This is a genomic window from Paenibacillus sp. LK1 (assembly GCF_002750415.1).
GTDB lineage: Bacteria > Bacillota > Bacilli > Paenibacillales > Paenibacillaceae > Paenibacillus > Paenibacillus taichungensis.
This window is the reverse complement of record NZ_PEII01000002.1, coordinates 572603-596771: the sequence shown is the minus strand read 5'-3', so window position 1 is coordinate 596771 and position 24169 is coordinate 572603. Positions and strand designations below refer to the sequence as shown.

Genomic DNA, 24169 nt, shown 5'->3' with positions numbered 1-24169 from the left:
TGAAAAGAAAATGTTTAGGGGAACGCAAAATTTGTACAGTTAGACATTCGTGATAAACTAGATTGTACAACACACTCGCGAAATGACTGAAAGGGATGACCCTTTATGAAAGAGATTAATGACATAACATCCATAGAAATGATCGAAGAGATGATTCAACAACATGAATTGGTTTTTTTATATGTATCTCGGCCAGAATGTAGCGTATGTCACGCCATACTCCCCAAGATTAGGGAGTTACTTGAGCCTTATCCGATGGTGCACCTGGCACACATCAATGCCAACCAAGTGGAAGAGGTGGCGTCCAGGTTTCTTATTTTAACAGTACCCACGATGATTATGTTGGTGGAGCAGAAGGAATATATTCGAGCTGATCGCTTTGTTCGCTTCGATCGATTGGAAGAGCAGGTGCAGCAGATTTATTATATGTACACCCAGAATGGGGAATAAGAAGCATGATTCAAGGCAGCTCCTATTTGAGCTGCTTTTTTGCATCTCTGTCTCTAATTTCGGTGCTAAGCAACCATGCCATCTTCAAAGCAAAAGAATGTGAAAAATAATTAAAAGAAAAAGTGTTGTATTGAAAACGGTTTTATGCTAATTTAAAATATATAAAAACGTTTTTATAGTAAAGGACCAAAAAATTATGGGAAAGATTACGATTAAAGATGTTGCAAGGGAAGCCGGCGTATCCATTTCAACGGTTTCCAACGCCTTGAATGGCGTAGATGTCTTGAATCCGGAGACCAAATCACATGTCCTGAAGGTGGCAGAGCGTTTAAATTACGTTCCCAACCTGAACGGCAAGCTGCTGAAATCCGGGCAAACCAAGATGCTGGGCTTTTTTACCACAAGTGTGTCGGGTCCGTATTTCTATAAGCTAGTTGAATCCATGTCTCGTGAATGCGATCGTCTAGGTTACGGACTAAATGTATTTGTGACCAAGGATAAGCAGGTCATTATGAGTAATATTCTGGGCCGGCGTGTGGATGGCGTCATTATCTACGAAGAGCTGCGAATTGATGAACAGGATATTGTCGCTATGGAGAAAGACAAGATCAAGGCTGTATTTTTGGATCGGGTCTATCAGAGTGATACGATGGGAAGCGTCATTTTTGACTCCTATGTAGCGGGTTATGAAGCGACCAAGTATTTAATTGGACTTGGGCACAAGAAAATTGCATACATATCCGGCGTGGACACCATGTTTGACAGTAATCAGCGTAGAGATGGATATCTGGCTGCTTTGCGTGAGTACCAGCTTCCGCTGGATGATGATTACATCTTACAGGGGTATTTTGAGGAAGAGGGCACCTACAGTGCTGTGAAATCTTTTCTTCATCTGCATCCTGCCAAGCTGCCTGATGCTTTTCTTGCAGGAAATGATGTGAGTGCAATCGGCTGCATCCATGCATTGAAGTCTCATGGCTTCGAAGTTCCTCAAGATGTAAGTGTAGTAGGCTTCGATGATATTGATATTGCCCAATATTTTTCCCCACCATTAAGTACCGTAAGAAACCAGATTGCAAGGCAGGGTATCCTGGCGATCAATCACCTGGTTCGCATGATTAAGAAGAAGGAACATGGGGTTTCACAGAAATTGGCGGGTGAACTTATCATACGGGGTTCAAGTCATGTGAAGATGGACCGGAGTGATTTTTTAACATAGCGGATGTAATCATTTCCGGTCTTTTTTAATTATTGATTTGAGATTAGGGGGTTTTTTTGTCGGAAAATAAAAACGTTTTTATGAAAGTATGCTTAAGTTGGAGGGGAGAAAAAGAGCGTGAGTAAATTAGCCGTAGAGACATCGTCAACCGGTAAAAAGCCTATAAAACCGGGGGGAAGGAAGCCAATCGGACAAAGAGTAAAAGAGTTCGTCATCGATTATCGAAGACAATGGGAAATTCAATCGATGATTATACCCGGTATCATTTTTATGATTATTTTTTGTTACATTCCGATATACGGATTGACGATTGCATTCAAAAATTACACCGTTATTGATACGCTGTCTAGCGCACCATGGGTCGGTTTGGAAAATTTCAGAATCATTATGTCAGACAAATACTTCTGGGATGCCGTAGTGAATACGCTAGGGATCAGCTTTTTGAAATTGGGTATCGGGTTCGTCATTCCCATTATCCTGGCAATCATGATCTATGAATTAAACAGCGGACGTTTCAAAAAGTTCGTGCAAACGGTTTCATATCTACCTCACTTTCTGTCCTGGATCGTACTGGGCGGCATGCTGATCACCTGGTTTTCAACAACAGGATTGTTTAATCAGCTGTTACTCAGCTTGGGAGTGATCTCGCAACCGCAAAACATTTTGCTGGATGCAGGCAAGTATTGGTGGATTGCAGTCTTATCCGATATTTGGAAAGAGGCCGGCTGGGGAACGATTCTGTATTTGGCGATTATGTCCAAGATTGATCCTACGTATTACGAGGCAGCCAAAATTGATGGTGCAAGCCGTCTCAGACAAATTTGGAATATCACAATACCCAACATGAAGTCGATCATTAGCCTTAATCTGATTCTTACTGTAAGCGGTTTACTTGGTTCCAATCTGGACCAGACGCTCGTTCTGATGAACTCGCAAAACCGTGACAAGGCAGAAGTCATCAATTCGTATGTATATCGTATGGGGATGTCACAGGGTGACTTTTCGTATGCGACCGCGGTTGGTCTGGGCGTCTCGATCGTGTCCGTTATTCTGTTAGTCACCGCGAACAAAATTACAAGCAAATTAAACGATAATCAATCTGTGCTGTAGAAGGAGGCATCCCGTGTGAATGGAAAGGTGGCTAAAGAAGATCTCGATAGTCGGATCTTTGATACCTTAAATATTATTTTACTCGCTATTTGTACTGTCATTATTGTGGTTCCGCTCTGGAATGTCATTATCTCTTCTTTTAGCTCAGGCAAGGCTTTGGCTGAAGGCGGGTTCATCTTCTGGTCACCGGAGTTCTCGCTGGAGAATTATAGAGCTGTATTCAACGATTCGAGCATCTGGCAAGCGTTCTTCATCTCCGTATCCAAAACAACAATCGGAGTCGTTACACACGTGTTCTTCTGTGCCATGGTCGGTTATGGTCTGAGCAAAAAGCATATACGTGGACGTAAACTGTACGTTGCCATGGGGGTTATCACGATGTTCTTCTCTGGCGGAATGATCCCAACGTACCTATTGATCAAATCACTTGGCCTGCTCAACAGCTTCTGGGTGTACATTATTCCGGCATTGTTCAGCTTCTATGATGTCGTCATTCTGATGAATTTCTTCCGGAATGTACCGGATTCCCTGGAGGAGTCAGCCAAAATCGATGGTGCAGGAGATTGGCATATTTTCCTCAAAATCTTCATCCCGCTGTCCATGCCAGCGATGGCAACCATTGCATTGTTCAATGGGGTTGGGCAATGGAATGACTTTATGACTACCAAGTTGTACATTACCGATCAGTCGCTGTATCCATTACAGATGATGCTGTACGAGATTATTGTTCAGTCCCAAACGCAGTCGATGCAAAATATCGGCGGTTCGGCAGTCATTGAAACAACGACTAAAGGGGTTCAACTGGCTACGATTGTTATTACAACACTGCCGATCGTACTAATCTATCCCGTCCTTCAAAGATACTTTATCTCGGGTATGATGCTGGGTGCAGTTAAGGAGTAACGGAAATCTATTGCTCGAAAGTTCGCTCTATTCAATATTTCTCACCTAACTTTAAGGAGGAAACAATATGTTCAAGATGAATAAGGCAGCAGGCAAAAAAGGAGTCAAACTGTGCGCGGCTTTGCTGACAGCGGTGATCATGATTACAGGTTGCAGTAGTGGATCAGGGGGTTCGAGCGATGGGAACTGGGTTTCCATTGAAGATCGCTATACAGTCGATCCGGAAAAACCAGCTTGGCAGCTGGATAAAAAGGAAGAAGCTACAGACCTAACTTGGTACGTTAATGCCGACTGGTGGAACACGGATTTCGGTAAAGACATTGTAACCAAGAAGATCAAGGAAGATCTGAACATCAATATCAAATTCATTACAGGTGATGACACGAAGTTGAATACGTTCTTTGCCGGTGGAGATATGCCTGACCTGCTGACAGTATTTGACTCTAACTCTCCTGTGGTACAGAAAGCCGCAACCTGGGCTATGCCGCTGAACGATCTTGCGGAGAAATATGATCCATACTTCAATAAAGTTGCGGCTGCCGATACCCTGAACTGGTTCCAGCAGGCTGACGGCAAGACGTATGGCTATCCAAACTACTCTAATACGCAAGCCGATTATGATAGCGGCAACATCCCAGCCAAAACAGCATTTATCATCCGTAAAGATGTGTATGAAGCTTTGGGAAGTCCTGTCATGGGAACGCCAGAGGAATTCGAAAATGTGATGAAACAGATCAAGGAAAAATTCCCAACGCTGATTCCATTTGGTTTTAACTCTATCGGTGAAGGAACAGGTTCACTCGGAGATGTGTTGCAAGACTTCATTGGTGTGCCGCTTGAAACTGAAAATGGAGAATTCTATGATCGCAATCAGGATGAAGATTATCTTACATGGCTGAAGACTTTAAATAAGGTATACAGAGACGGAAATATCAGTGATGACAGCTTTGCTGATGATGGTACGGCCTTTGAGGAAAAAGTGAAATCCGGAAAATATGCAACATTGCTGATGGATGGTACACCTCAACAGGGTGGGAATCTGCAAATTTATCTGAGTGCCAATGAAGGCAAAGAGTATGTTGCCATTGATGGACCACAAAGCACCAAGGGTAATGCACCGACGCTCAATCAATCCGGTATTACTGGGTGGATGATCAACTTCATCTCCAAAGACGCCAAAGATCCAGCCAAAGCGATTCAAATCTTCACGTACCTGCTGAGTGAAGAAGGTCAGCTTCTAATGAACTATGGTATCGAAGGTGAGACGTATGAAAAGAATGCAGATGGTACGGTTGAGTTGCTCCCGGCTGTGAAAGACCTGCAACTGCACAATGCTGACAAATTCAAGAAGGAATACCGATTGGGTGAATTCATGTTCTTTGGCCATGACCGTCACAAAGCACTGAGTGCGGATGCTTTCCCAGAAGCGATTAAACAAATGCAAGAGTGGGGCAAAGGAAAACTGAAACCACACTTCATTCTGGAGAATATTAGTCCAAATCAGGGAACACCTGAAGCACGTGCGTTGTCGGCGATCAACGCCAAGTGGAATTCAACCCTGGTAAGCATGGTTCGTGCCAAAGATGATGCCTCTTTTGACAATGCGCTCGCCGCTTACAAGTCATTTTTAGGTGAAAACCGTTGGGATGAAATCCTGAAGGTTCGTAGCGAGAAAATGAAACAGAATAAAGAGAAATTGGGTATCCAATAAGAGGAATGTGGAGGGAAAGCATATGACGAAATTCAAAATGTACAAATCCACGGGAGAAGATGCATTGTTTGTATCCGTGTCCCAGGATCAATTGAAATCGCAGGACTCCGGCTTGGAGACAACGACTATCCTTTTGGATGATCAGCAAACATATCAGGAAATGGATGGTTTCGGGGCATCTTTTACTGACTCATCTGCCTATCTGATTAACCAGGTATTAAGCGATGAGCAGAGAGCGGAAGTCATGAATCGGTTGTTCCATCCCGAGGAAGGCATTGGATTGTCGGTCATCCGCAATCCGATGGGAGCTTCAGACTATGCCAGAACGGTATACAGCTATAATGATCTGCCAGAAAATCAAACGGACCCGGAATTATCCGGGTTCAGCATCGCACACGATGAAGCGGATGTTATTCCTTTGACTCAGAAGGCTTTGGAGTTAAATCCTGAGCTGAAGCTGTTCGCTTCACCTTGGAGCGCCCCGGGCTGGATGAAAACAAGCGGCTCGATGATTACAGGTCAATTGAAAAATGAGTGGTATCCGGCATATGCGGAATATTTTGTGAAATATATCCAAGCCTACGCATCCCATGGATTGCCTATCCATGCAGTAACACCACAGAATGAAGCACTTTATGAACCAGGTCATTATCCAGGCATGTTAATGCCAGCTGAAGCACAAGCAGACTTTATCAAAAATCATCTCAAGCCGGCTTTGGTCAGAAATGACATTCAGTCCAAAATCCTTTGTTATGATCACAACTGGGATCGTCCGGATTACCCGCTGACCGTGCTTGATGAGGCGGCAGAAGAGGTAGATGGAGTCGCTTGGCACTGGTATGGGGGCGAAGCCTCGGCACAAACAAAGGTGTATGAAGCTTTTGCCGGTAAAGAGGTACATTTCACCGAAGGATCAGGAGGAGAATGGATCCCTCCATTCGAACAAGCTTTCTCCAATGTGATCAGAACAGGTATTGAGATTCTTCGCAATTACAGCAAATCTTTTGTGCTCTGGAATATGGCACTGGATGAGAACAACGGTCCTACCGTTCCTGGCTTCGGGAAAAGTACATGCCGCGGCATTGTGAAGGTTAACCAGCAAACGAAAGAGCTTACCTATACACTGGACTATTATGCTCTGGCTCATTTCAGTGCATTAATTCGTCCCAAAGCTGTACGTATTGACTCATCCTCCAATGAGGCATCCATTCGTTCCGTTGCCTTCAAAAATACAGACGGTTCAATTGCTCTCGTGCTTTTCAATGACGGAGAAGAAACAGGAAATGTGCAGGTTCAGCTAAGAGAAGAAGAACTGTTAAGTTTCCAACTCGAATCCAAAAGTGCTTTGTCCATTTTGATTAACCAAGAGTAATCATGTTGTAATGAAAGAAAAGGCGATACTCTGAGAATTAACTCAGAGTATCGCCTTTTTATATTGCATCCAGTGAGCCTATACTCTTTGGATTGCTAGATTTGGTGTTCCTCCACTCTCATCAATAAACAGAACATACTTATTTCCACTAGTGCCTGTTAACACTAGACCCGGCTGGTTAAGTACACCGGGATTATAATATAACAGTTGCTTTACAAGCGGCAAGGCAGCTGGAAGAGTCGGCTGATTCATGGCCATTAACTGCGTCGTTGCTTTTACACTGTCGCCCGCCTCAATAACCCCACCTACACCTAGGTGATTTGTAATGGAGGAGCTGTCGTTAATCTGCAAACTGCCAGCAACCGTCTGGTCTCCGTTCACCTGCAGGTCCAATCCAATCGTTTCATTACCGTTCACCTGCAAATCCTGATTAATGGTCTGGTTTCCTGTGACAAGAATGCTATCGAATGTTGGCAATCATATCAACTCCTATCTGATTTAATATATTTTATGAGGACAAGAACCGGATGGACACGGGGTTGTGGCACATTTAAAGACACGGATGAAGCCCATCTTTGAGTAGTTAAACACCTAAAAATCATTCGATAGAAACCTAGCCAAAGACAGATGCATATTGTAGGCAAAGAGAATCAATCCGTTTCGTGATGGGAGGGTATGGTCATCAAAAAAAGGAGGAGTACGCCAACAAAGTCCCGAAAGAATCGGCGCACTGTCCAGCATCCCAATAAGGTGTACTTTAGACAAATAAACGCAACATTGAACCGTAAACTCAAATCAATCCAGCATCATCTGGTTGTACAGCAATCGGACTTACAGCAGCATCTTATGAAAATAATTCAAGACGGCAAGGAACAGACCGTGGAAAGTAAAGACAGGAGAGCAGTTTCAGATTCTCCCCGTGTTCAATATAAACAGTTGAATGTTCTCCTGATAACTCCTGCTATGGAAAGAGAGAGCTCTGCGAACTCTATTTTGATTGAACAGAGCTTGAGGCATCTGGTCCAACATGTCAATGAGATCAAAACGATCCAGCCAGTGGCAGATCACACTTCAGGACAGCAATTAGATTTGATTCTAGTCCTGCATGGAGAAGATGTTCTATCGAATCAGAATTTGGAAGCAATGAGCGCATCCTCAGCCAAAAAGGCAATTTGGCTGTCGGATCAGTCGGATCTAAAACAGATGGAATCGATCATCCCTTTTTTTGATTATGTTTTTACACCGAATTCCGCTGACATTCCCTCCGATCAGCATATGGGGAATGTCTCATGTCATGAACTTCCTTTTCCACCGAATCCCACAGTGTTCTGTCCACAGGTGGTGGGAAGAGAATACGAGTCCGATGTCTATATCATTGGGGATGCACATCCTGGTAGCTGTCTGTACGCTCTTGCCAATCATGCGTGGTTATCGGATAAAAAAGTGCGAGTTGAGGGAGAGGGTTGGAAGGATTTCGGTGCATTTGTGCCTGTGCAACCTCATGAGCTTCGGGAAAAGTTGTACAACGGCAGCAAACTTGTTGTTCAGGACAACTCATCCGCGAGACGAATCATGGAAGTAGCGGCATGCGGCACATTTCAACTTGTTTCGGCTGCCTCAAGTGGTCCTGAGAACACGTATGCATTCCAACGCTATGCAACCATTAAAGAACTCGTACAGAAGCTTGGACATTATTGGGACCATGTGGAACAACGAAGATTGGCTGCCTCCCAGGCACTTTCTTATATGAAGTACAATCAATCCTACCTTCATAAATGTTTGCAACTTATGGATATTATTTTCCAATGAATTATGTCTTTTAATTGGAGGAGTCCTACTTGAAGCTTATTGCGTTACATTTGCCCCAATTTCATCAAATTGCGGAGAATGACAAGTGGTGGGGAAACGGATTTACAGAATGGACGAATGTAAAAAAAACAATCCCCCTGTATCCGGGCCATTTGCAACCCAGGAAGCCGTTGCATCAGAACTACTATGATTTAACAGATCCCAAGGTGCGCAAATGGCAGGCTGAGACAGCCAAAAACTATGGAATATACGGATTTTGTTATTATCACTACTGGTTTAAAGGCAAACGATTGCTTGAGAAACCGTTTGATGAGATTTTGGACAGCGGAGAACCGAATTTCCCTTTTTGTTTGTCATGGGCCAATGAAACATGGACACGCAAATGGGACGGACGCGAAGAGGATATTCTTATTTCGCAAGACTACGGGGATGAGAGCGATTGGGAAGAACATTTCGATTATCTGGTCAGAGCGTTTAAGGATAAACGATACATCTGTGTAGAGGGAAAACCGCTATTTTTGATCTATCGGCCTGCCAGCATCCCTCGATGTCAGGAAATGATTCATTATTGGCGTAGGCTTGCGATAGAACAGGGGCTGGAGGGTATCCATTTTGTGCAGACGATAGGCGGTTTTCCTACATTTAATTCTCCTGTCTTTGACGCTAGCATGGAATTTGAGCCCCACTATACGTTTGCGCATGGTCACATGAATGGAATATGGATTGAACTGGACATCAAGGGGCAGAAGCACATTGTGGTGAATTACGATAAAGTATGGTCATCCATTCTCGAAAGAACACCGCACCGAAACGGGGAGGTCGTATATCCTGGTGCATTTGTAAATTGGGACAATACGCCGCGCCGATCGATTGATGGACAGAGTACAGTAGGGTCAACACCTGAAAAATTCGGATTGTATTTATCGCGACAGATAGCGAGAGCCAAGGAATTGAACAGGAGTGGCTTCCTGTTCGTCAACGCATGGAATGAGTGGGCGGAAGGAGCGTACCTTGAACCGGATGACGATTATGGGTACGCCTACTTGAGAGAGGTCAAAAGAGTAGTTGAGCAAGGAGCGGGAAAGCGCAGCAAGTTATGACAATGGAGTTCCCTTGTGGAGCTCCGTTTCATTTGGCTGTGGGCAATCGATCATCTCTTTCACTGTTCTTCCTATGATTTGTTTGCGGTACTCCGTTGGATTAAGACCTGTATGCTTTTTAAATTGCCTTGAGAAATAATATAAGTCACTAAACCCAAGGTGTTCGGCAATGGCAGTGACTGTTTTTGACGTACAGGTCAGAAGTTCTTTTGCCTTATCCATTTTTTTGCTGGCAATATAGTGGATGGGGGGTACGCCGATCTGCTGTTTAAAAAAACGAATAAAATAATTGGGATGCATATAGGCAATCTGAGCCAGATCCCGTACAGAAATGTTTTCTTCAATGTTGGAATCGATATAGGCCAGTATGGCAGAGATTTTTTCCATAACAGACACATTTATATAACTAATCTGTTCCTGATCCAGATGCATAATGTAGTGCGACAATAGCTCTATTAACTTGCTTTTTGCCATCATATGCGCATAGACTTCACCTGATCGGGCGTAGTCAAGAATGCTGTTGAATATTTCCTGTATCAGCTCGGGCCGATCCGATGTACAGAAGTGGGAGAAATTAAGAATTTGAAATAGGTTGATGCCTCCCACTCTCGCACTGAAATGACACCAGTATTTGAGAAAAGGACGATCACTGATGGCTGAGTAAGATTGCGTAACCCCCTCAGGCATTAAAAAAAGCTGTCCCGGTGCAGGGTAATACTCCTGATCACCAATCTTGAGCCAGCCCTCGCCTTCACAGATCAGATAAAATTTGCTGTAATCGGGAGTGTAATCAAGGTCCCTCCAATCCGTATCGCAGCGATTGAAGTTGACCATGAACAAATCAACCTGCAGATTGGATAAGTGGTTCGTGAGCAAGTTCTTATGATTCATTATCCTCAACTCCCTACAAAGGTTATTATTGTCCATCCTAAAGTTAACGTTCTGCATGTCTATCCGCGGATCATGCCACTACAATACAAGTGGATATGATAACGGAAGGAATGAGAATGATCATGGATAAAAATGAATATTTGCAACAGATCGAAGAGACCATTGCCAAAGGGAAGTATAAGGACAATTGGAATTCCCTTAGCGCATTCGAGGTTCCCGAGTGGTATCAGAACGCTAAGTTCGGTATTTTCATTCATTGGGGCCTTTACTCGGTCCCGGCTTATGATAGTGAGTGGTATTCACGAAATATGTATATTGAGGGCTCCAAAGCTTATGAACATCACCTTAGTGTTTATGGCCATCCGAAGGATTTTGGCTATAAGGATTTTATTCCGATGTTCCGAGCAGAGAAGTTCGATGCAGATGAGTGGGCTGTGCTTTTTAAAAAGGCAGGAGCCCGTTATGTGATGCCTGTAGCCGAACACCATGATGGCTTTCAAATGTACAAAAGCTCCTTCTCTCACTATAACACAGTTGAAATGGGACCCAAACGTGATCTGCTGGGTGAGATGAAGGTCGCGTATGAGAAGCAGGGTCTTATCTTGTGTGTTTCGTCACACCGCGCTGAACATTGGTTTTTCATGTCTCATGGAAAAAACTTCGATTCAGATATCAAGGAGCCGCTCAGATGCGGGGACTTCTACTGGCCTGCCATGCCAGAACCGGATCATCATGACTTATATGGCTCCCCTCCAACGGATGAATATTTGGAAGATTGGTTGATTCGTTGCTGTGAACTGGTGGATCAGTACCAGCCGAGCGTTTTTTATTTTGACTGGTGGATCCAGACAGCGGCGTTTAAACCATACTTGAAAAAATTCAGCGCCTACTACTATAACAAAGGTGAAGAGTGGGGCATTCCGGTAGCGATTAACTATAAACATGATGCTTTTATGCTTGGTTGTGCCGTTCCGGATGTGGAGCGCGGACAATTCGCCGATCTGAAGCCGTATTTCTGGCAAACCGATACGGCTGTCGCCAAAAATTCCTGGTGTTATACAGAAAACAATAACTATAAAACAGCGGATGAGATCATCAGGGACCTCGTTGACATTGTGAGCAAAAATGGTAGCCTGCTGTTGAATATTGGACCAAAAGCAGATGGCAGCATCCCGGATGAAGACAGAGATATTTTGCTCGCTATAGGTCAATGGCTGGAAGTGAATGGGGAGGCGATCTATGACACGACGTTCTGGCGGACGTATGGGGAAGGGCCGACCGAGGTGAAGGAAGGGCAATTTACAGATGGAGAGACCAAGATCTTTACAAGTGAGGACATTCGTTTCACTGTAAAAGAAAGCTGCCTTTATGCCACGGTTATGGCCTACCCGGAGAATGGGATCGTTCATATTCGTTCGCTGAAGGAAAACTCTCATCATTTCCATGGATTGATCAGGGATATTCAAGTATTGGGCTTCGACGAAGAACCGGAATGGAGCAGGACGGAGGAGTCCTTGACGATAACGACAAGGAACGTGCATAGCGGCTCACCCGTCGTATTTAAATTAGAACTGGATTAAGAGGTGAGATCGAAGGGCTATAACCAACAGTAATACGTACTGGTTATAGTCCTGTTCTTTGTGCGATTCTGTAATGGATTACACTCGTTTACGGGTTGAAGAAGGGCGTCTTGTCCATTGTATATCCCGTTCGCAGTTAGAAATAATCGAGCTACATACAGAATACATTTAATGTAAACGTTGTTACGGATTGAGAAAAATGGGGTATACCCATTCAGAATCAGTCCGTTAATATGGGGAGGGAAAAGATTGTTGAGAATAAGAAAAATCGTAAGTACGCTGGTGCTGTTCAGTTTCCTAATCGCTTTACTGCCAGGCACGACGACAAACGCAGCAACCAATTGGAACCTGGTGTGGAGTGACGAATTCAATGGAAGCTCTCTGAATACGTCGAATTGGTCTGCGGAGATTGGTACCGGTAGCAGCGGATGGGGAAATAATGAATTGCAGTACTATACGAATCGCACCGAGAACCTGCAAGTTACAGGTGGCAATCTGGTCATCACTGCACGCAAAGAAAATTATAATGGCAGCAGCTATACCTCCGCACGAATCAAAACCCAAGGCTTGAAGGATTTTACTTACGGAAAAGTTGAAGCACGCATCAAGCTGCCGTCCGGTCAGGGGCTGTGGCCTGCTTTTTGGATGCTGGGAAGCAACATTAATTCCGTCGGCTGGCCTAAGAGCGGAGAGATCGACATTATGGAGCGGGTCAACAATAATGCATTTGTAAACGGTACCGTTCATTGGGATGCTAACGGGCATGCCGATTATGGAAAGATATCGGAGAATCTTGATTTTTCCCAATTTCATGTATACAGCATCGAATGGGATTCCAAATATATAAGATGGTTTGTGGATGGCAAACAATTCAATGAGTTTTACATCGAAAATGGAACAGGCAACACCGAGGAGTTCCAACGTCCGTTTTTCCTTCTGTTGAATATGGCTGTAGGTGGGAATTGGCCTGGCAGTCCTAATAATGCGACACCTTTCCCATCACAAATGCTGGTGGATTATGTGCGGGTCTATCAAGCAGCGAGTACACCGAACATTGTCAGCGGAGGCCTCTATACGATCGGTTCCAAAGCAAGCGGTAAAGTGTTGGATATCGTGGATGTATCCACGGCAAGTGGAGCCAAAGTACAACAATGGACCAACTACAGTGCGAGCAACCAAACGTTCAGAGTCGACAGCACAGGGGATGGTTTCTATAAACTCACGGCTGTTCACAGCGGAAAAGTTCTGGATGTGCCTAACTCAACAGCATCACCAGGCGTGCAGCTCCAGCAATGGGATGATAACGGCTCTAACGCCCAAAGGTGGAGCATCCAGGATGCTGGTAATGGTTACTATAAAATCATTTCAAAGGTGAATGGATTGGCAGTAGATGTGTCGAGCTCTTCAACGGCAGATGGGGCAGCAATCCAGCAATGGAATGATAATGGTACAGATGCACAAAGATGGTCGTTTAACAAACGGTAGGCAGCTATCCCTGTGACTGCACAGACTCGTCTATTGTTGGTGTTCTCGGCGACGGCTACCGGACTCACACTCGTGAATACCGTTGTCGGTTATACAAGTGGTCGCGTGAATATTAAAAAATCAATCAGATTAACGGAGCGGGACCGTTTATAGATCATTTGAAGGAAATGCATATTCAATACTGTGATGAGATTACATCCGAGAACGATCGTACTCTGATCGGTAGTCCGTTATTATACTTTATTTCGTCTGCGGATTTGATCCCGGACTATCTCTTTCCGATTGGTTATCTGGATGATGCCATCGTTGTGTATCTGGTGTTGGATCGTCTGAAGCAACGCTTATGACAGGATTGGTTTGGAAGAACCCAAAAGAACGGCGCGAAGCTTCTCGCATCGTTCTTTTTGATGTCCGAATGAATCAGATATAGTTAAAAAGGACTGTTTGGATCAATCGAAATGTCAGAGTTTTCGTATTTGCGAAATGAAGTTGAACTACAGAGAGTCATTAGACTTATGAAAGCATTATAAAGGCTTATTTTCTATATTTTTCTATAAAAGTGCTTGTATATCTCATTTTATGACTCTATAATATACCATAAATATACAATTTGATTCTAAATTTTATATTATATGTAAGTTTAAGAGTTTGTTTGTACATAGGTCAAGAAATCTCCTGTTCTACCCAGGTCCATAATACTCCCATATAAAGTATGCGTTCTTGCTAACGCCGGTGGTACCCTCCTTAATGCATGCGAATAAACTTCCGCTCACAAGATGGATTGATCTCAAATCCATTTCTTCCATATACGCTGAAATTGGCTCTCTATCATCTTTCACATACGATGTAATTTAATAACCTGTCCTGTAAAGGAGGTGAGGCTTGATGTAAATAAACACAATCAGTCTGTCAAGTTGAGGTTGTTTCATCGATTTATTCAAAGAATTGGATACAGTGAATCACTGTATTACAAAAACCGGGTAAAGGGAGTGGAAAAGTTTGATAAAGATGAATCGTTTGCGCAAGCCGCTTTCCATGGGCCTGTCGCTTCTCCTTGCATTATCTATCATTCATCCGGTTTCAGCTGAAAACGCCGCATCGCAGAAGATCGACATGAAATCCAGTTCGGGCAAAATCACCACCTCCAAAGTCAACGCAAAGCTGAGCAAGGAATTTGAGAGCAATGATTATGTTACTTATCTGGTGAAAATGAAAGAACAGGTAGATACAGCCTCAGTATCCAAGCTAGCCTTGGAAAAGGCGACAATTGACAAGCAAACGGCTTCGGCAACGAAATTGTCCGTGCGAAGCACGGTTGTCAGTACGCTGCGGGAAACGGCCTCACGATCTCAGTACACCCTGGAAAGTTTTCTTGAAAAGGAACTTGACCTTGGCAAGGTCAAAGAATATAAAAGCTATTTCATCGTTAATGCACTCGCAGTAACGAGCACGAAGGAAGTCATGGAACAGATTGCACTTCTTCCCGAGGTGGATAAAATACTGCCTAACGAGCAGCGTTATATGCAGAAAACCGAGATTAGTAGCGAAAATGCAACAGCTGCTCCAGCAACGGAGTCTGCCAAGGCACCAGCCAAAGAGGCAGATAATAAGGAAAGTGCAGCTGCTAACGATAAGAGCCTGCAGACAGAGAACGTTGAGTGGAACATCGATTCTATCAATGCGCCAGCAGTCTGGGATAGAGGAATCGACGGTACAGGAATTGTTGTTGCCAACCTGGACAGCGGGGTTGATTATACCCATCCAGCCCTCCGCAGCAAATGGAGAGGGCTGGATGCTTCGGGAAATATCGTTGATCCCGAGCTAAGCTGGTATGATCCCCATAGTAATGCCTCCCTTCCTACGGATGGAGACGGTCATGGTACACATACCATGGGTACAATGGTAGGCTCCGAAGCGAACGGCACCAACAAGATTGGGGTTGCTCCCGGAGCAAAATGGATTGCTGTTCGGATTTTTAATCCGAGTACGACCGATGCCATTATACTGGATGGCGGGCAATGGCTGATTGCTCCAGTAGATGCTGAAGGAAACTTGCACCCCGAGCTTGCCCCGGATGTGGTTAACAATTCCTGGGGTGGTGGTGTAGGATTGGACGAGTGGTTCCGTCCAATGGTACAAGCTTGGCGTGATGCACAGATCTTTCCGGAATTCTCAGCCGGGAATGTGACACTAACGAATCCGGGAGGTCCAGGTTCAGTCGCGAACCCTGCGAACTATCCAGAGAGCTTCGCTACGGGAGCAACGGATATCAACGGGAATCTGGCTTCGTTCTCTCTACTGGGTCCTTCCCCTTATGAGGAAATTAAGCCGGAAGTTTCGGCTCCAGGTGTTAACATCCGTTCATCTGTTCCGGGCGGAGTATATGAGGGTGGCTGGAACGGCACGTCCATGGCAGGCCCACATACCACTGCACTGGCCGCACTCCTGCTTCAAGCCAATCATTCCCTTACGGTTGATCAGTTGGAGCAAATTATTATGGATACAGCGACACCGAGAACAGACAGCCGGTATCCAACTTCGCCCAATAACGGCTACGGTCACGGCATTATCAATGCACTGGATGCAGTGGGCTCCGTCCTCGAAGGTATAGGCACGGTATCCGGCAGGGTTGTCACAGCAGGTGACGATCTGGAAGCACCGGTTCTGGAACATACGCCTGTAAATTCTGCTTTTACGGGGCTTGATATTCCACTTACTGCACGTGTTACCGATAATGTCGGTGTAACCACAGTGGAGGCTTTTGCCAAAACAACGGGCACGAGCCAATACGTATATCTGCCGATGAATCGAGTAGCTGGGGATGCCAAAGATGGAACTTACTCAGCGACAATTCCGGCATTTCTGATCGAGTCACAAGGCTTGGAGTACTATATCCGGGTCAATGATTATGGCAATAACGGATTCGAGAGTAAAGTATATAAGGTCGCTGTCTCCAATGGAGTTCAGCCTGGGTATCTGCAAGACTTTGAGGAAGACAATCTGGGCTTTACCTCGGGCGGAGTTGGAAATACCTGGGCATGGGGAGTACCAACGAGTGGACCGGGAAGTGCTTACTCTGGTGACAAGGTGATTGCAACCAATCTGACAGGGACATATGCAGCCAACAGCAATGCCTACTTGCTCGCACCACCAATTGATCTTACCGAGAGCTCTGATGGAGCGTTGTTATCCTTCAAGCACTGGTATGATTTGGAGAGCAATATCGATTTTGGTAAAGTGTACATTGCAACAGAGGATAGTGACTTCGTATTTGAAGAGGCATTGAGCTTTACAGGTGCAGGTGGAGGCTGGAAAACGCAATATATTGACTTACGTGAATACGCTGGTCAACAGGTGTTTATCAAGTTTAATCTGACCAGTGACAATTCCGTTCAAAAGACGGGTTGGTATATCGATGACTTTTCAGTACAAGCTCCAGATGATATTGCTCCAGGAGCGCCAAGCGGATTGTCCGCTTCTGCCGACATTCTGGGGAATGTAAACTTGTCCTGGACGGGATCCGACGATGAGGATCTGAAATCCTATAACGTGTATCGTTCAACGAATTCCGGCTCAGGTTATGAATTGCTCGGAAATACATCTGCAACGACATTTACGGATACGGCTACAGTAACAGATTCGACTTATTTTTATACGGTAGCCGCTCTTGATTATAGTGGCAATGAGAGTGACAAGTCGAATGAGGTATCCGTGACCGTGGAGGTCCCTGAAGATATCTTCATCGATCACTTTGATGGTAACAGTGACAATGGGTGGACTCATTCGGGCACCAAGGATGAGTGGGAACGCGGAGTTCCCGTCGTTGGACCTGCCAGTGCAGTTTCTCCGCCGAATGTATGGGCAACCGATCTGGACAGCACCTATGAGAATGGTTCGAACTATTCTCTGGTATCGCCAGTCGTGGATCTAACTCAGGTGGATCAAGCTACGCTGACGTTCAATCATTGGTATGAAATCGAAAGTGGATACGATTACGGTTATGTTGAAGCCACGAAAGACGGTGGTAACACATGGTCGGAGCTTGGTAAATTCTCTCATTCTTCAAATGGAAAACAATGGGCTCCAGTATTCTACGATCTGGCAGCATTAAAGGGGAATGAAGTTCAATTCCGGTTCAGATTGACTTCAGACAGTAGTGTCGTCAAGCAAGGCTGGTACCTCGATGACTTCCGCATACTGGGTATCGCCGCTGAGACGGTTACGAAAGATACGGCAGTTGTTCTGAACAGCGACAAACCTAAGCCGGAATATGATACTTCTTGGTACAAAATTTCAAGTACGGACAAGGCTGAATTCAATAAAACCAAGCAGGAACAGCCCGAAGTACAGAAACCTGGAACAGGCTCTGTAACGCCTCAAAGCTTGCCTGCAAGTGCTACGGTTACCGTTCTGGAAACAGGACGTTCAGTGAAGACGGACCCGACGACAGGCAAATACAATTTTACACACGTGGCGGGTGATTACACGTTAAAGGCTGAGGCTTATGGCTATTATCCTCAAACAAAGACGGTAACCATCACGGATGGAAGTGGAGCAACAGCCAACTTTAATCTGGAAACCATTCCTCAAGGAAAAATTGAAGGTATTGTGAGCGATGAGCGGACAGGGAAACCTATCTCTGGAGCATCCGTCCTCGTGTTGGAAGATGCTCAAGTAGGTGCTGTACGCACAGGAGCAGACGGTAAATTTGCTCTGGATGTTCTGGAAGGAAGCTATACACTGTCGATCATCGCGACGGACTACTATAGCAAAACTGTAAATGTAACGGTACCTGGAAACGGTACTGTCGAAGCGAAAGTTGCCTTAAAACCATTTATCGGATTTCCTGGTGAAATCGCTTATGACGATGGATCGGCTGAAAATGCAAGAGCTTTTGTGGCCGCAGATAACGCATGGGCTGTACGTATGACGCCAGAATTGGAGACAGCACAACTTACAGGTGCATCACTTCGATTCTGGAATACACAATGGCCAGTACCAGGAGGAACAGCATTCAAATATGCCGTCTATGATGCCACTGGATCAGGTGGAGCGCCAGGCCGATTGCTGGCGGGTCCGTTCGATGGTACGGCATTGCGCAATGATCAGTGGACAACCGTTGAATTTCCTGAACCTGTAGTGGTACAAGGTGATTTCTATATCGTCTATGTACAGACTGCTGTCGGAACGAGCGCACCGGGACTCGCAACCGATGAAAATGGTGTGAATGCAGGGCGTAGCTGGCAGCGTGTAGGCGGCGTATGGAGTACTGCACCAGCAGAAGAGGGTAATTATATGATTCGTGCAGTGGTAAAATATCCGGTGAATGCACCTGTACTGACACAACCGACGAACACCTATACCAACCAGACGACATTTGTTGTATCGGGAACTTCCCCGGCTTCTGGGGCTCAAATCAAGATATATAACGGGAAAGAACTAGCCGGAACAACGACAGTGGAAAATGGAAAATTCAAGCTGAATGTTAAACTTCGTGCAGGGGTTAATGCCATTACTGCCGAGGCGGTAGTTAACGGCAAAACGACAGATCGCTCCCTTCCAGTTGTGATCATCTTGGATCAGACAGCACCTGTATTAACGGTCCTTACACCTGAAGAAGGAAGTCAAACCAACACCGAAGTGGTTCATGTGACGGGCAATGTACAGGACCAATTCCTCGACAAAGTGACCATTAACGGACAGAAGGTGAAATTGGAACAAGATAGCAGCTTTAATCACCGAGTACTTGTAAATGAGGGCAAGAACACGATTACAATTATAGCGACAGATATTGCAGGCAATAAAACAACCGTGACCCGGACTGTGTATGTTGAAACGTCTTTGCCTGAACTAACCAATATCTCTCCGGCTGAGGATGTACGCATTGTGGCAGGAGAAACCGTAACGGTTTCGTTCAATAGTACCCCCAAATTACAGGCTTCTTTCCGGATTGAACTGCCATCCAATTTGAGCACACAGGCTGGCGCAGAGATTCCATTGGTGGAGACAGAACCTGGTCATTATACAGGCACCTACACTACTGCTTCTTCGCTGGTACTTGAGGGTGGAGTGATCGTGATCCGTGCTCAGGATGCAGCAGGGAACAAAGTCGAAGTGGAAGCGCCCGGACGGTTGTTCGTATCTGCAGCAGAAGTTCCGGACGCGAATGTGCCAGTTGACGAAAATCTGTTGCCATAATTGAAGCATCACAGAGATGCTTATAATCCAGTTTCAAATTGAAACGGGAACGATGATTTGAAAATGTTAAGTTGAAAAGCCGACAAGCCCAAAGAATAGGGTTTGTCGGCTTTTTGCGTGTAAATTCATGAAGTATTGCCTAAGATTCGTTCAATTAAATTGCATATGATGCATGAACTTAATGAAACAGCGATATGTGTTGGATATGAAGACGGGAGGAACGAACTGTGGGTATTGAGAAATCACAACCATTAAGAAGCAAATGGTTAAAAACAAAGCAGCTTATCAATAATGATTCAATAAAACCGTTCATACCTGATACACAAAAGTTTAACAAGGTGAATCTAAAATCTATGATAGCCAGATATGGGATGTTATATATCAAGCCTGAAATAGGAACTCATGGAATGGGCGTAATAAAGGCTGAGATGAATAATCAACAGGATTTTGCGTATCAGATGAACCAAAAGCGTCTGACGTTTAATAGCTTCGATTCATTCCATAAAAGTCTTGCACACGTTGTGAATCAGCGAAGCTACCTCATTCAAAGAGGAATACATCTGCTAAAATACAATAACAGGCGCTTTGACATCCGGGTCATGGTACAGTTAAGCCCAGAACAGCAGTGGGAAGCAACGGGGGTTATCGGTCGACTTGGACATTCCAAAAAAATAGTAACCAACTATCATAACGGCGGTCAGCCAATGGATATTCATAAGCTTCTGGAATCTCATGTGTCCACAAAGCGCAGAAATGAACTGATTCAGGAGATGAATAAGCTGGGTGTTGGGATAGCTCGTCATATGAATAAGAAATACAAGCGATTGAAGGCAATTGGCGTGGATATTGGACTGGATCAAAGTCTGACACCCTGGGTCATTGAAGTGAATGCCAAACCGGACCCTTATATATTTAATCAATTAAAAGATAAGACGATGTATCGCAAGGTAATCCGGTACTTCCGCCATACAGATCATAAGCCATAAAATCTTCAACCTAACGTTGGACAGCCTAGATTCCGAACGGTTACATGCAGAGAAAGCTTCCTATCCTCACGACTTTGTGAACAGGAAGCTTTTTTGCTTGTTTTCTTAAGAAGGTCATTCTGATTCATGTCGTAATTTTATATAGTTATTGTCGTAAGTTCCTATTAAAATTAGATCAGGTCTGTGTTAATTTATAGTTAGATGTCAGAATATCATATAGTATGGAGGTTAATCATAGTGACCATTCGAATAGGTAAAATAAGCTTATGGCACGTACATGCCTGGGATTATATTAAACAGGCTCAGGAGCACGAAGATACGGTGATGGCTGCTGTATGGGATGAAGATGCCGCGCGTGGACAGGAAGCTGCTGAACGTCTGAATGTACCATTCTATGCTTCGCTTGAAGATATGCTGGCACAGGACAACATCGATGCCGTCATTGTAGATGCACCGACACGTCTTCACGAAGAGGTGATTACTGCTGCCGCGAAAGCGGGCAAACACATTTTTACAGAGAAAGTTATCGCTTCAACGATTAAAGAAGTAAATACGATCATTTCGGATGTACAGGATAACGGAGTGAAAATGACGGTTTCTTTACCGCGTTTGAACGATGGATATACATTAACGATACAAGATGTTCTGAAACAAGGGCTACTTGGTAAGGTGACTTATGTTCGTGTGCGTCTATCCCATAACGGTGCAATTGGCAATTGGCTGCCTGAGCATTTTTACGATCTGAAAGATTGCCAAGGCGGAGCATTAATTGACCTCGGTTGTCATCCGATGTATCTGACGAATCTATTCCTGGGTCAAGAAGTGACAGGAGTAAATGCTAATTTTGGATATGTTACTGGAAAAGAAGTGGAAGATAACGCGGTTGCCACGTTATTTACAGATTCCGGAGCAATCGGTGTAGTCGAGGCTGGGTTTGTGAACAGTCATTCGCCGTTTGCGATAGAGGTTCATGGTACGGAAGGCACACTGTTATATGGAACACCAGAGGATAAGTTGCTAATCCGTACGAATGTTGGTTCAGATCAACAGAAAGAATGGACGGAGATTCCTTTGCTGGACAGAAGAGAAAGCGCATTCAGCCAGTGGGTATCCCATATTCAAAATGATACGATTGCTACCGAGAATTTGCAGACGGCTACTCAGTTAACTCGCCTGATGGAGGCGGCCAACCTTTCTGCGAAGGAAGGGCGCAAAATCTCCTTGAAGGAGTTACAGGGATAGGGTATTGGGAGGTGCCGCATTGAGCCGATATCCTTTTGAGAAGATGCTTGAACGACAGGATATCCTGGAAAGGCTGGATGTCTCGATCCTGTGGGGACACTACGAAATACGCGTTTTGCGATTTCATCTGACTTCTTTTCCAGCAGGCAGAATCGTTGATTTTCATAACCATGCGGAATTCGAGTTACATTTCATCCCTAGAGGGAAAGGGAAAGTCATTTTGGGTGATGAGATGCATCCGCTCTCTGAAGGCATGCTGTATTTAACAGGTCCGGGTCTTGTTCATTATCAGGAGGCGGATTCCCAAGAGGCCATGGATGAATTATGCCTGCACGTGGATATCATTGAACATCCCAGAGAGGGTGTAGATCCGTGGGAGGCAGCAGAATCAGAGGAAACGATCGAAAAGCTTAGAACACTTCCTCTTGTTCCGGTACATGATTATCATCGCGCGATGAACTGTTTCCTGGAAGCCTATGAGGCTTGTGACCGTAAACTGATCGGATATTACACGTCTATTAAACAGCAGGTGATCAGCATTCTACTGAAGACCGTCCGAGCCTACGATATCGGGGGAAATCGGGCGGAAGCTCCTGTGCGAGACATGTCTGTGTATAGATACGATTATGCCATTCAGTATATGGAGGCGAATCATCCCTCAGCAGTAACGCTGGAGAATGTAGCGGAGAAGCTGCATATTAGCAGCAGACAACTGCAACGAATCTTTTATCAGGTTCAGCCGGAAATGCCTTTCAGCCGTGTGTTGGAGGATATTCGCCTGCGCGCGGTGTGCCGCAATCTGGAAGAAAGTAATGTTTCTATCGAACAAATTGCCCTGGCTTCAGGGTTTACCAATGCGAATTATTTGCATGCTGTTTTTCGCAAGCGTCTGGGGATGACCCCATCGGCTTTCCGTAAAATGAAACAACCAAACCAAAAGTGAGGGTGATTAGATATGAGTAAAACGTATCGTGTAGGAATTATTGGCTGTGGCGGGATTGCAAACGGCAAACATCTGCCAAGTTTGAGCAAGCTTGATAATGTAGAACTGGTTGCTTTTTGCGATATCGTTCAGGAACGTGCAGAAGAAGCCAAAGAAAAGTATGGTAGTGCCGAAGCACAGGTGTACACGGATTATCAAGAATTACTTCAGGATGAAACGATTGATATTGTTCATGTTCTTACGCCAAATATCTCTCACGCAGAGATTTCTATTGCTGCACTGGAATCCGGAAAACACGTTATGTGTGAAAAACCAATGGCCAAGACATCTGCTGAGGCGCAAAAAATGCTTGAAGCAGCCGAGCGTACGGGTAAAAAACTGACCATCGGATACAATAACCGTTTCAGAGAAGACAGCTTGTACCTGAAGCAAATGTGTGAAGCTGGCGAACTGGGTTCGATTTACTTTGCCAAAGCACATGCAATCAGAAGAAGAGCGGTACCTACTTGGGGTGTTTTCCTTGATGAGGAGAAACAAGGCGGCGGACCGTTGATTGACATCGGTACACACGCACTTGACCTGACACTGTGGATGATGGATAACTATCAACCAAAAGTTGTTCTGGGCACAACTCATCACGAGCTTTCACAAAGAGAAAATGCAGCGAATGCATGGGGCCCATGGGACCCGAAAAAATTCTCCGTTGAAGATTCCGCTTTTGGTATGATCGTAATGGAGAATGGCGCGACGATCATGCTGGAATCCAGCTGGGCGCTCAATTCACTGGATGTGGATGAAGCGAAATGCAGCTTGAGCGGAAGCGAAGCGGGCGCGGATATGAAGAATGGTTTGCGCATTAATGGCGAGAAATTCAGCCGTTTGTACACCAACGAAATTGAATTGAGTGCAGGTGGGGTTGCTTTCTACGATGGAAAGAGTGAAAGTGCACCGGATGTAGAGATGAGAAAATGGATTGAAGCGATCGATAAAGATCTGGAGCCAGTTGTAACTCCTAAACAAGCTTTGGTAGTTTCTCAGATCCTGGAGGCACTCTATGAGTCAGCTCGTACAGGTAAAGCCGTATATATGAACGAATCCAATTAAGCTTAGTTTGAATTTAAGAGCCCTTTGTCTTGATTCTTGAGGACAGAGGGTTTTTTGGTGTTTTAT

The 24169-nt window shown here is 44.8% G+C and carries 18 protein-coding genes and 1 pseudogene; 17 read left to right on the top strand and 2 right to left on the bottom strand.

Annotated elements, in window-relative coordinates:
- Positions 1–105: 105 nt before the first annotated feature.
- From CS562_RS06330 to CS562_RS06305, 6 genes are all read left to right on the top strand, one after another.
- The gene (locus CS562_RS06330; protein WP_099854417.1) at positions 106–450 is read left to right on the top strand and encodes a thioredoxin family protein; all 345 of its coding nucleotides are present in this window, start codon (positions 106–108) and stop codon (positions 448–450) included.
- A gap of 196 nt (positions 451–646) precedes the next feature.
- Entirely contained in the window at positions 647–1669 is a 1023-nt protein-coding gene (locus tag CS562_RS06325; RefSeq protein ID WP_063563590.1) for a LacI family DNA-binding transcriptional regulator, read from the top strand.
- A gap of 117 nt (positions 1670–1786) precedes the next feature.
- Complete coding sequence (locus tag CS562_RS06320) at positions 1787–2779, top strand: ABC transporter permease (protein WP_218642251.1); 993 nt, start codon at positions 1787–1789, stop codon at positions 2777–2779.
- A gap of 15 nt (positions 2780–2794) precedes the next feature.
- Positions 2795–3682 (top strand): carbohydrate ABC transporter permease, encoded by an 888-nt coding sequence (locus CS562_RS06315; RefSeq protein WP_076288356.1) that lies wholly within the window; start codon positions 2795–2797, stop codon positions 3680–3682.
- 67 nt (positions 3683–3749) lie between these two features.
- Entirely contained in the window at positions 3750–5393 is a 1644-nt protein-coding gene (locus CS562_RS06310) for a type 2 periplasmic-binding domain-containing protein (protein WP_076288357.1), read from the top strand.
- A 22-nt stretch (positions 5394–5415) separates the two neighbouring features.
- A complete protein-coding gene (locus CS562_RS06305) occupies positions 5416–6765 on the top strand; it encodes a glycoside hydrolase family 30 protein (protein WP_099854416.1) in 1350 nt (449 codons plus the stop codon).
- A gap of 78 nt (positions 6766–6843) precedes the next feature.
- Here CS562_RS06305 and CS562_RS06300 read toward each other — a convergent pair whose 3' ends face one another.
- Positions 6844–7242, bottom strand: a complete 399-nt coding sequence (locus CS562_RS06300) for a hypothetical protein (protein WP_099854414.1) — start codon at positions 7240–7242, stop codon at positions 6844–6846.
- Between the two features lie 198 nt (positions 7243–7440).
- Here CS562_RS06300 and CS562_RS06295 point away from each other — a divergent pair, with 198 nt between their 5' ends.
- Both CS562_RS06295 and CS562_RS06290 read left to right on the top strand, forming a co-directional pair.
- Entirely contained in the window at positions 7441–8574 is a 1134-nt protein-coding gene (locus tag CS562_RS06295) for a glycosyltransferase family protein (RefSeq protein WP_099854412.1), read from the top strand.
- Between the two features lie 29 nt (positions 8575–8603).
- The gene (locus CS562_RS06290) at positions 8604–9674 is read left to right on the top strand and encodes a glycosyltransferase WbsX family protein (protein ID WP_099854410.1); all 1071 of its coding nucleotides are present in this window, start codon (positions 8604–8606) and stop codon (positions 9672–9674) included.
- Here CS562_RS06290 and CS562_RS06285 read toward each other — a convergent pair.
- Positions 9669–10565 (bottom strand): AraC family transcriptional regulator, encoded by an 897-nt coding sequence (locus CS562_RS06285; protein WP_099854408.1) that lies wholly within the window; start codon positions 10563–10565, stop codon positions 9669–9671. The two genes, CS562_RS06290 and CS562_RS06285, sit on opposite strands and share 6 nt — an antisense overlap.
- 122 nt (positions 10566–10687) lie before the next feature.
- Here CS562_RS06285 and CS562_RS06280 point away from each other — a divergent pair, with 122 nt between their 5' ends.
- The 9 genes and pseudogenes from CS562_RS06280 (at position 10688) to CS562_RS06245 (ending at position 24103) form a co-directional block, all read left to right on the top strand.
- On the top strand, positions 10688–12145 hold the full coding sequence (locus CS562_RS06280; RefSeq protein ID WP_099854621.1) for an alpha-L-fucosidase: 1458 nt from the start codon (positions 10688–10690) through the stop codon (positions 12143–12145).
- A gap of 249 nt (positions 12146–12394) precedes the next feature.
- Entirely contained in the window at positions 12395–13630 is a 1236-nt protein-coding gene (locus CS562_RS06275) for an RICIN domain-containing protein (RefSeq protein WP_099854406.1), read from the top strand.
- A 12-nt stretch (positions 13631–13642) separates the two neighbouring features.
- Complete coding sequence (locus CS562_RS32840; protein WP_175382700.1) at positions 13643–13783, top strand: hypothetical protein; 141 nt, start codon at positions 13643–13645, stop codon at positions 13781–13783.
- Positions 13768–13977 (top strand): annotated as a pseudogene (locus CS562_RS06270) (YkvA family protein); the annotation flags it as partial. The gene CS562_RS32840 and the pseudogene CS562_RS06270, both read left to right, overlap by 16 nt.
- Positions 13978–14629: 652 nt before the next feature.
- A complete protein-coding gene (locus CS562_RS06265; RefSeq protein ID WP_099854402.1) occupies positions 14630–19828 on the top strand; it encodes a S8 family serine peptidase in 5199 nt (1732 codons plus the stop codon).
- 227 nt (positions 19829–20055) lie between these two features.
- Entirely contained in the window at positions 20056–20814 is a 759-nt protein-coding gene (locus tag CS562_RS06260; protein ID WP_099854400.1) for a YheC/YheD family protein, read from the top strand.
- Between the two features lie 237 nt (positions 20815–21051).
- Positions 21052–22056, top strand: a complete 1005-nt coding sequence (locus CS562_RS06255; RefSeq protein WP_257219399.1) for a Gfo/Idh/MocA family protein — start codon at positions 21052–21054, stop codon at positions 22054–22056.
- Between the two features lie 19 nt (positions 22057–22075).
- Complete coding sequence (locus CS562_RS06250; RefSeq protein WP_246318147.1) at positions 22076–22999, top strand: AraC family transcriptional regulator; 924 nt, start codon at positions 22076–22078, stop codon at positions 22997–22999.
- A 12-nt stretch (positions 23000–23011) separates the two neighbouring features.
- The gene (locus tag CS562_RS06245) at positions 23012–24103 is read left to right on the top strand and encodes a Gfo/Idh/MocA family protein (RefSeq protein WP_076288366.1); all 1092 of its coding nucleotides are present in this window, start codon (positions 23012–23014) and stop codon (positions 24101–24103) included.
- The last annotated feature ends 66 nt before the right edge of the window (positions 24104–24169 follow it).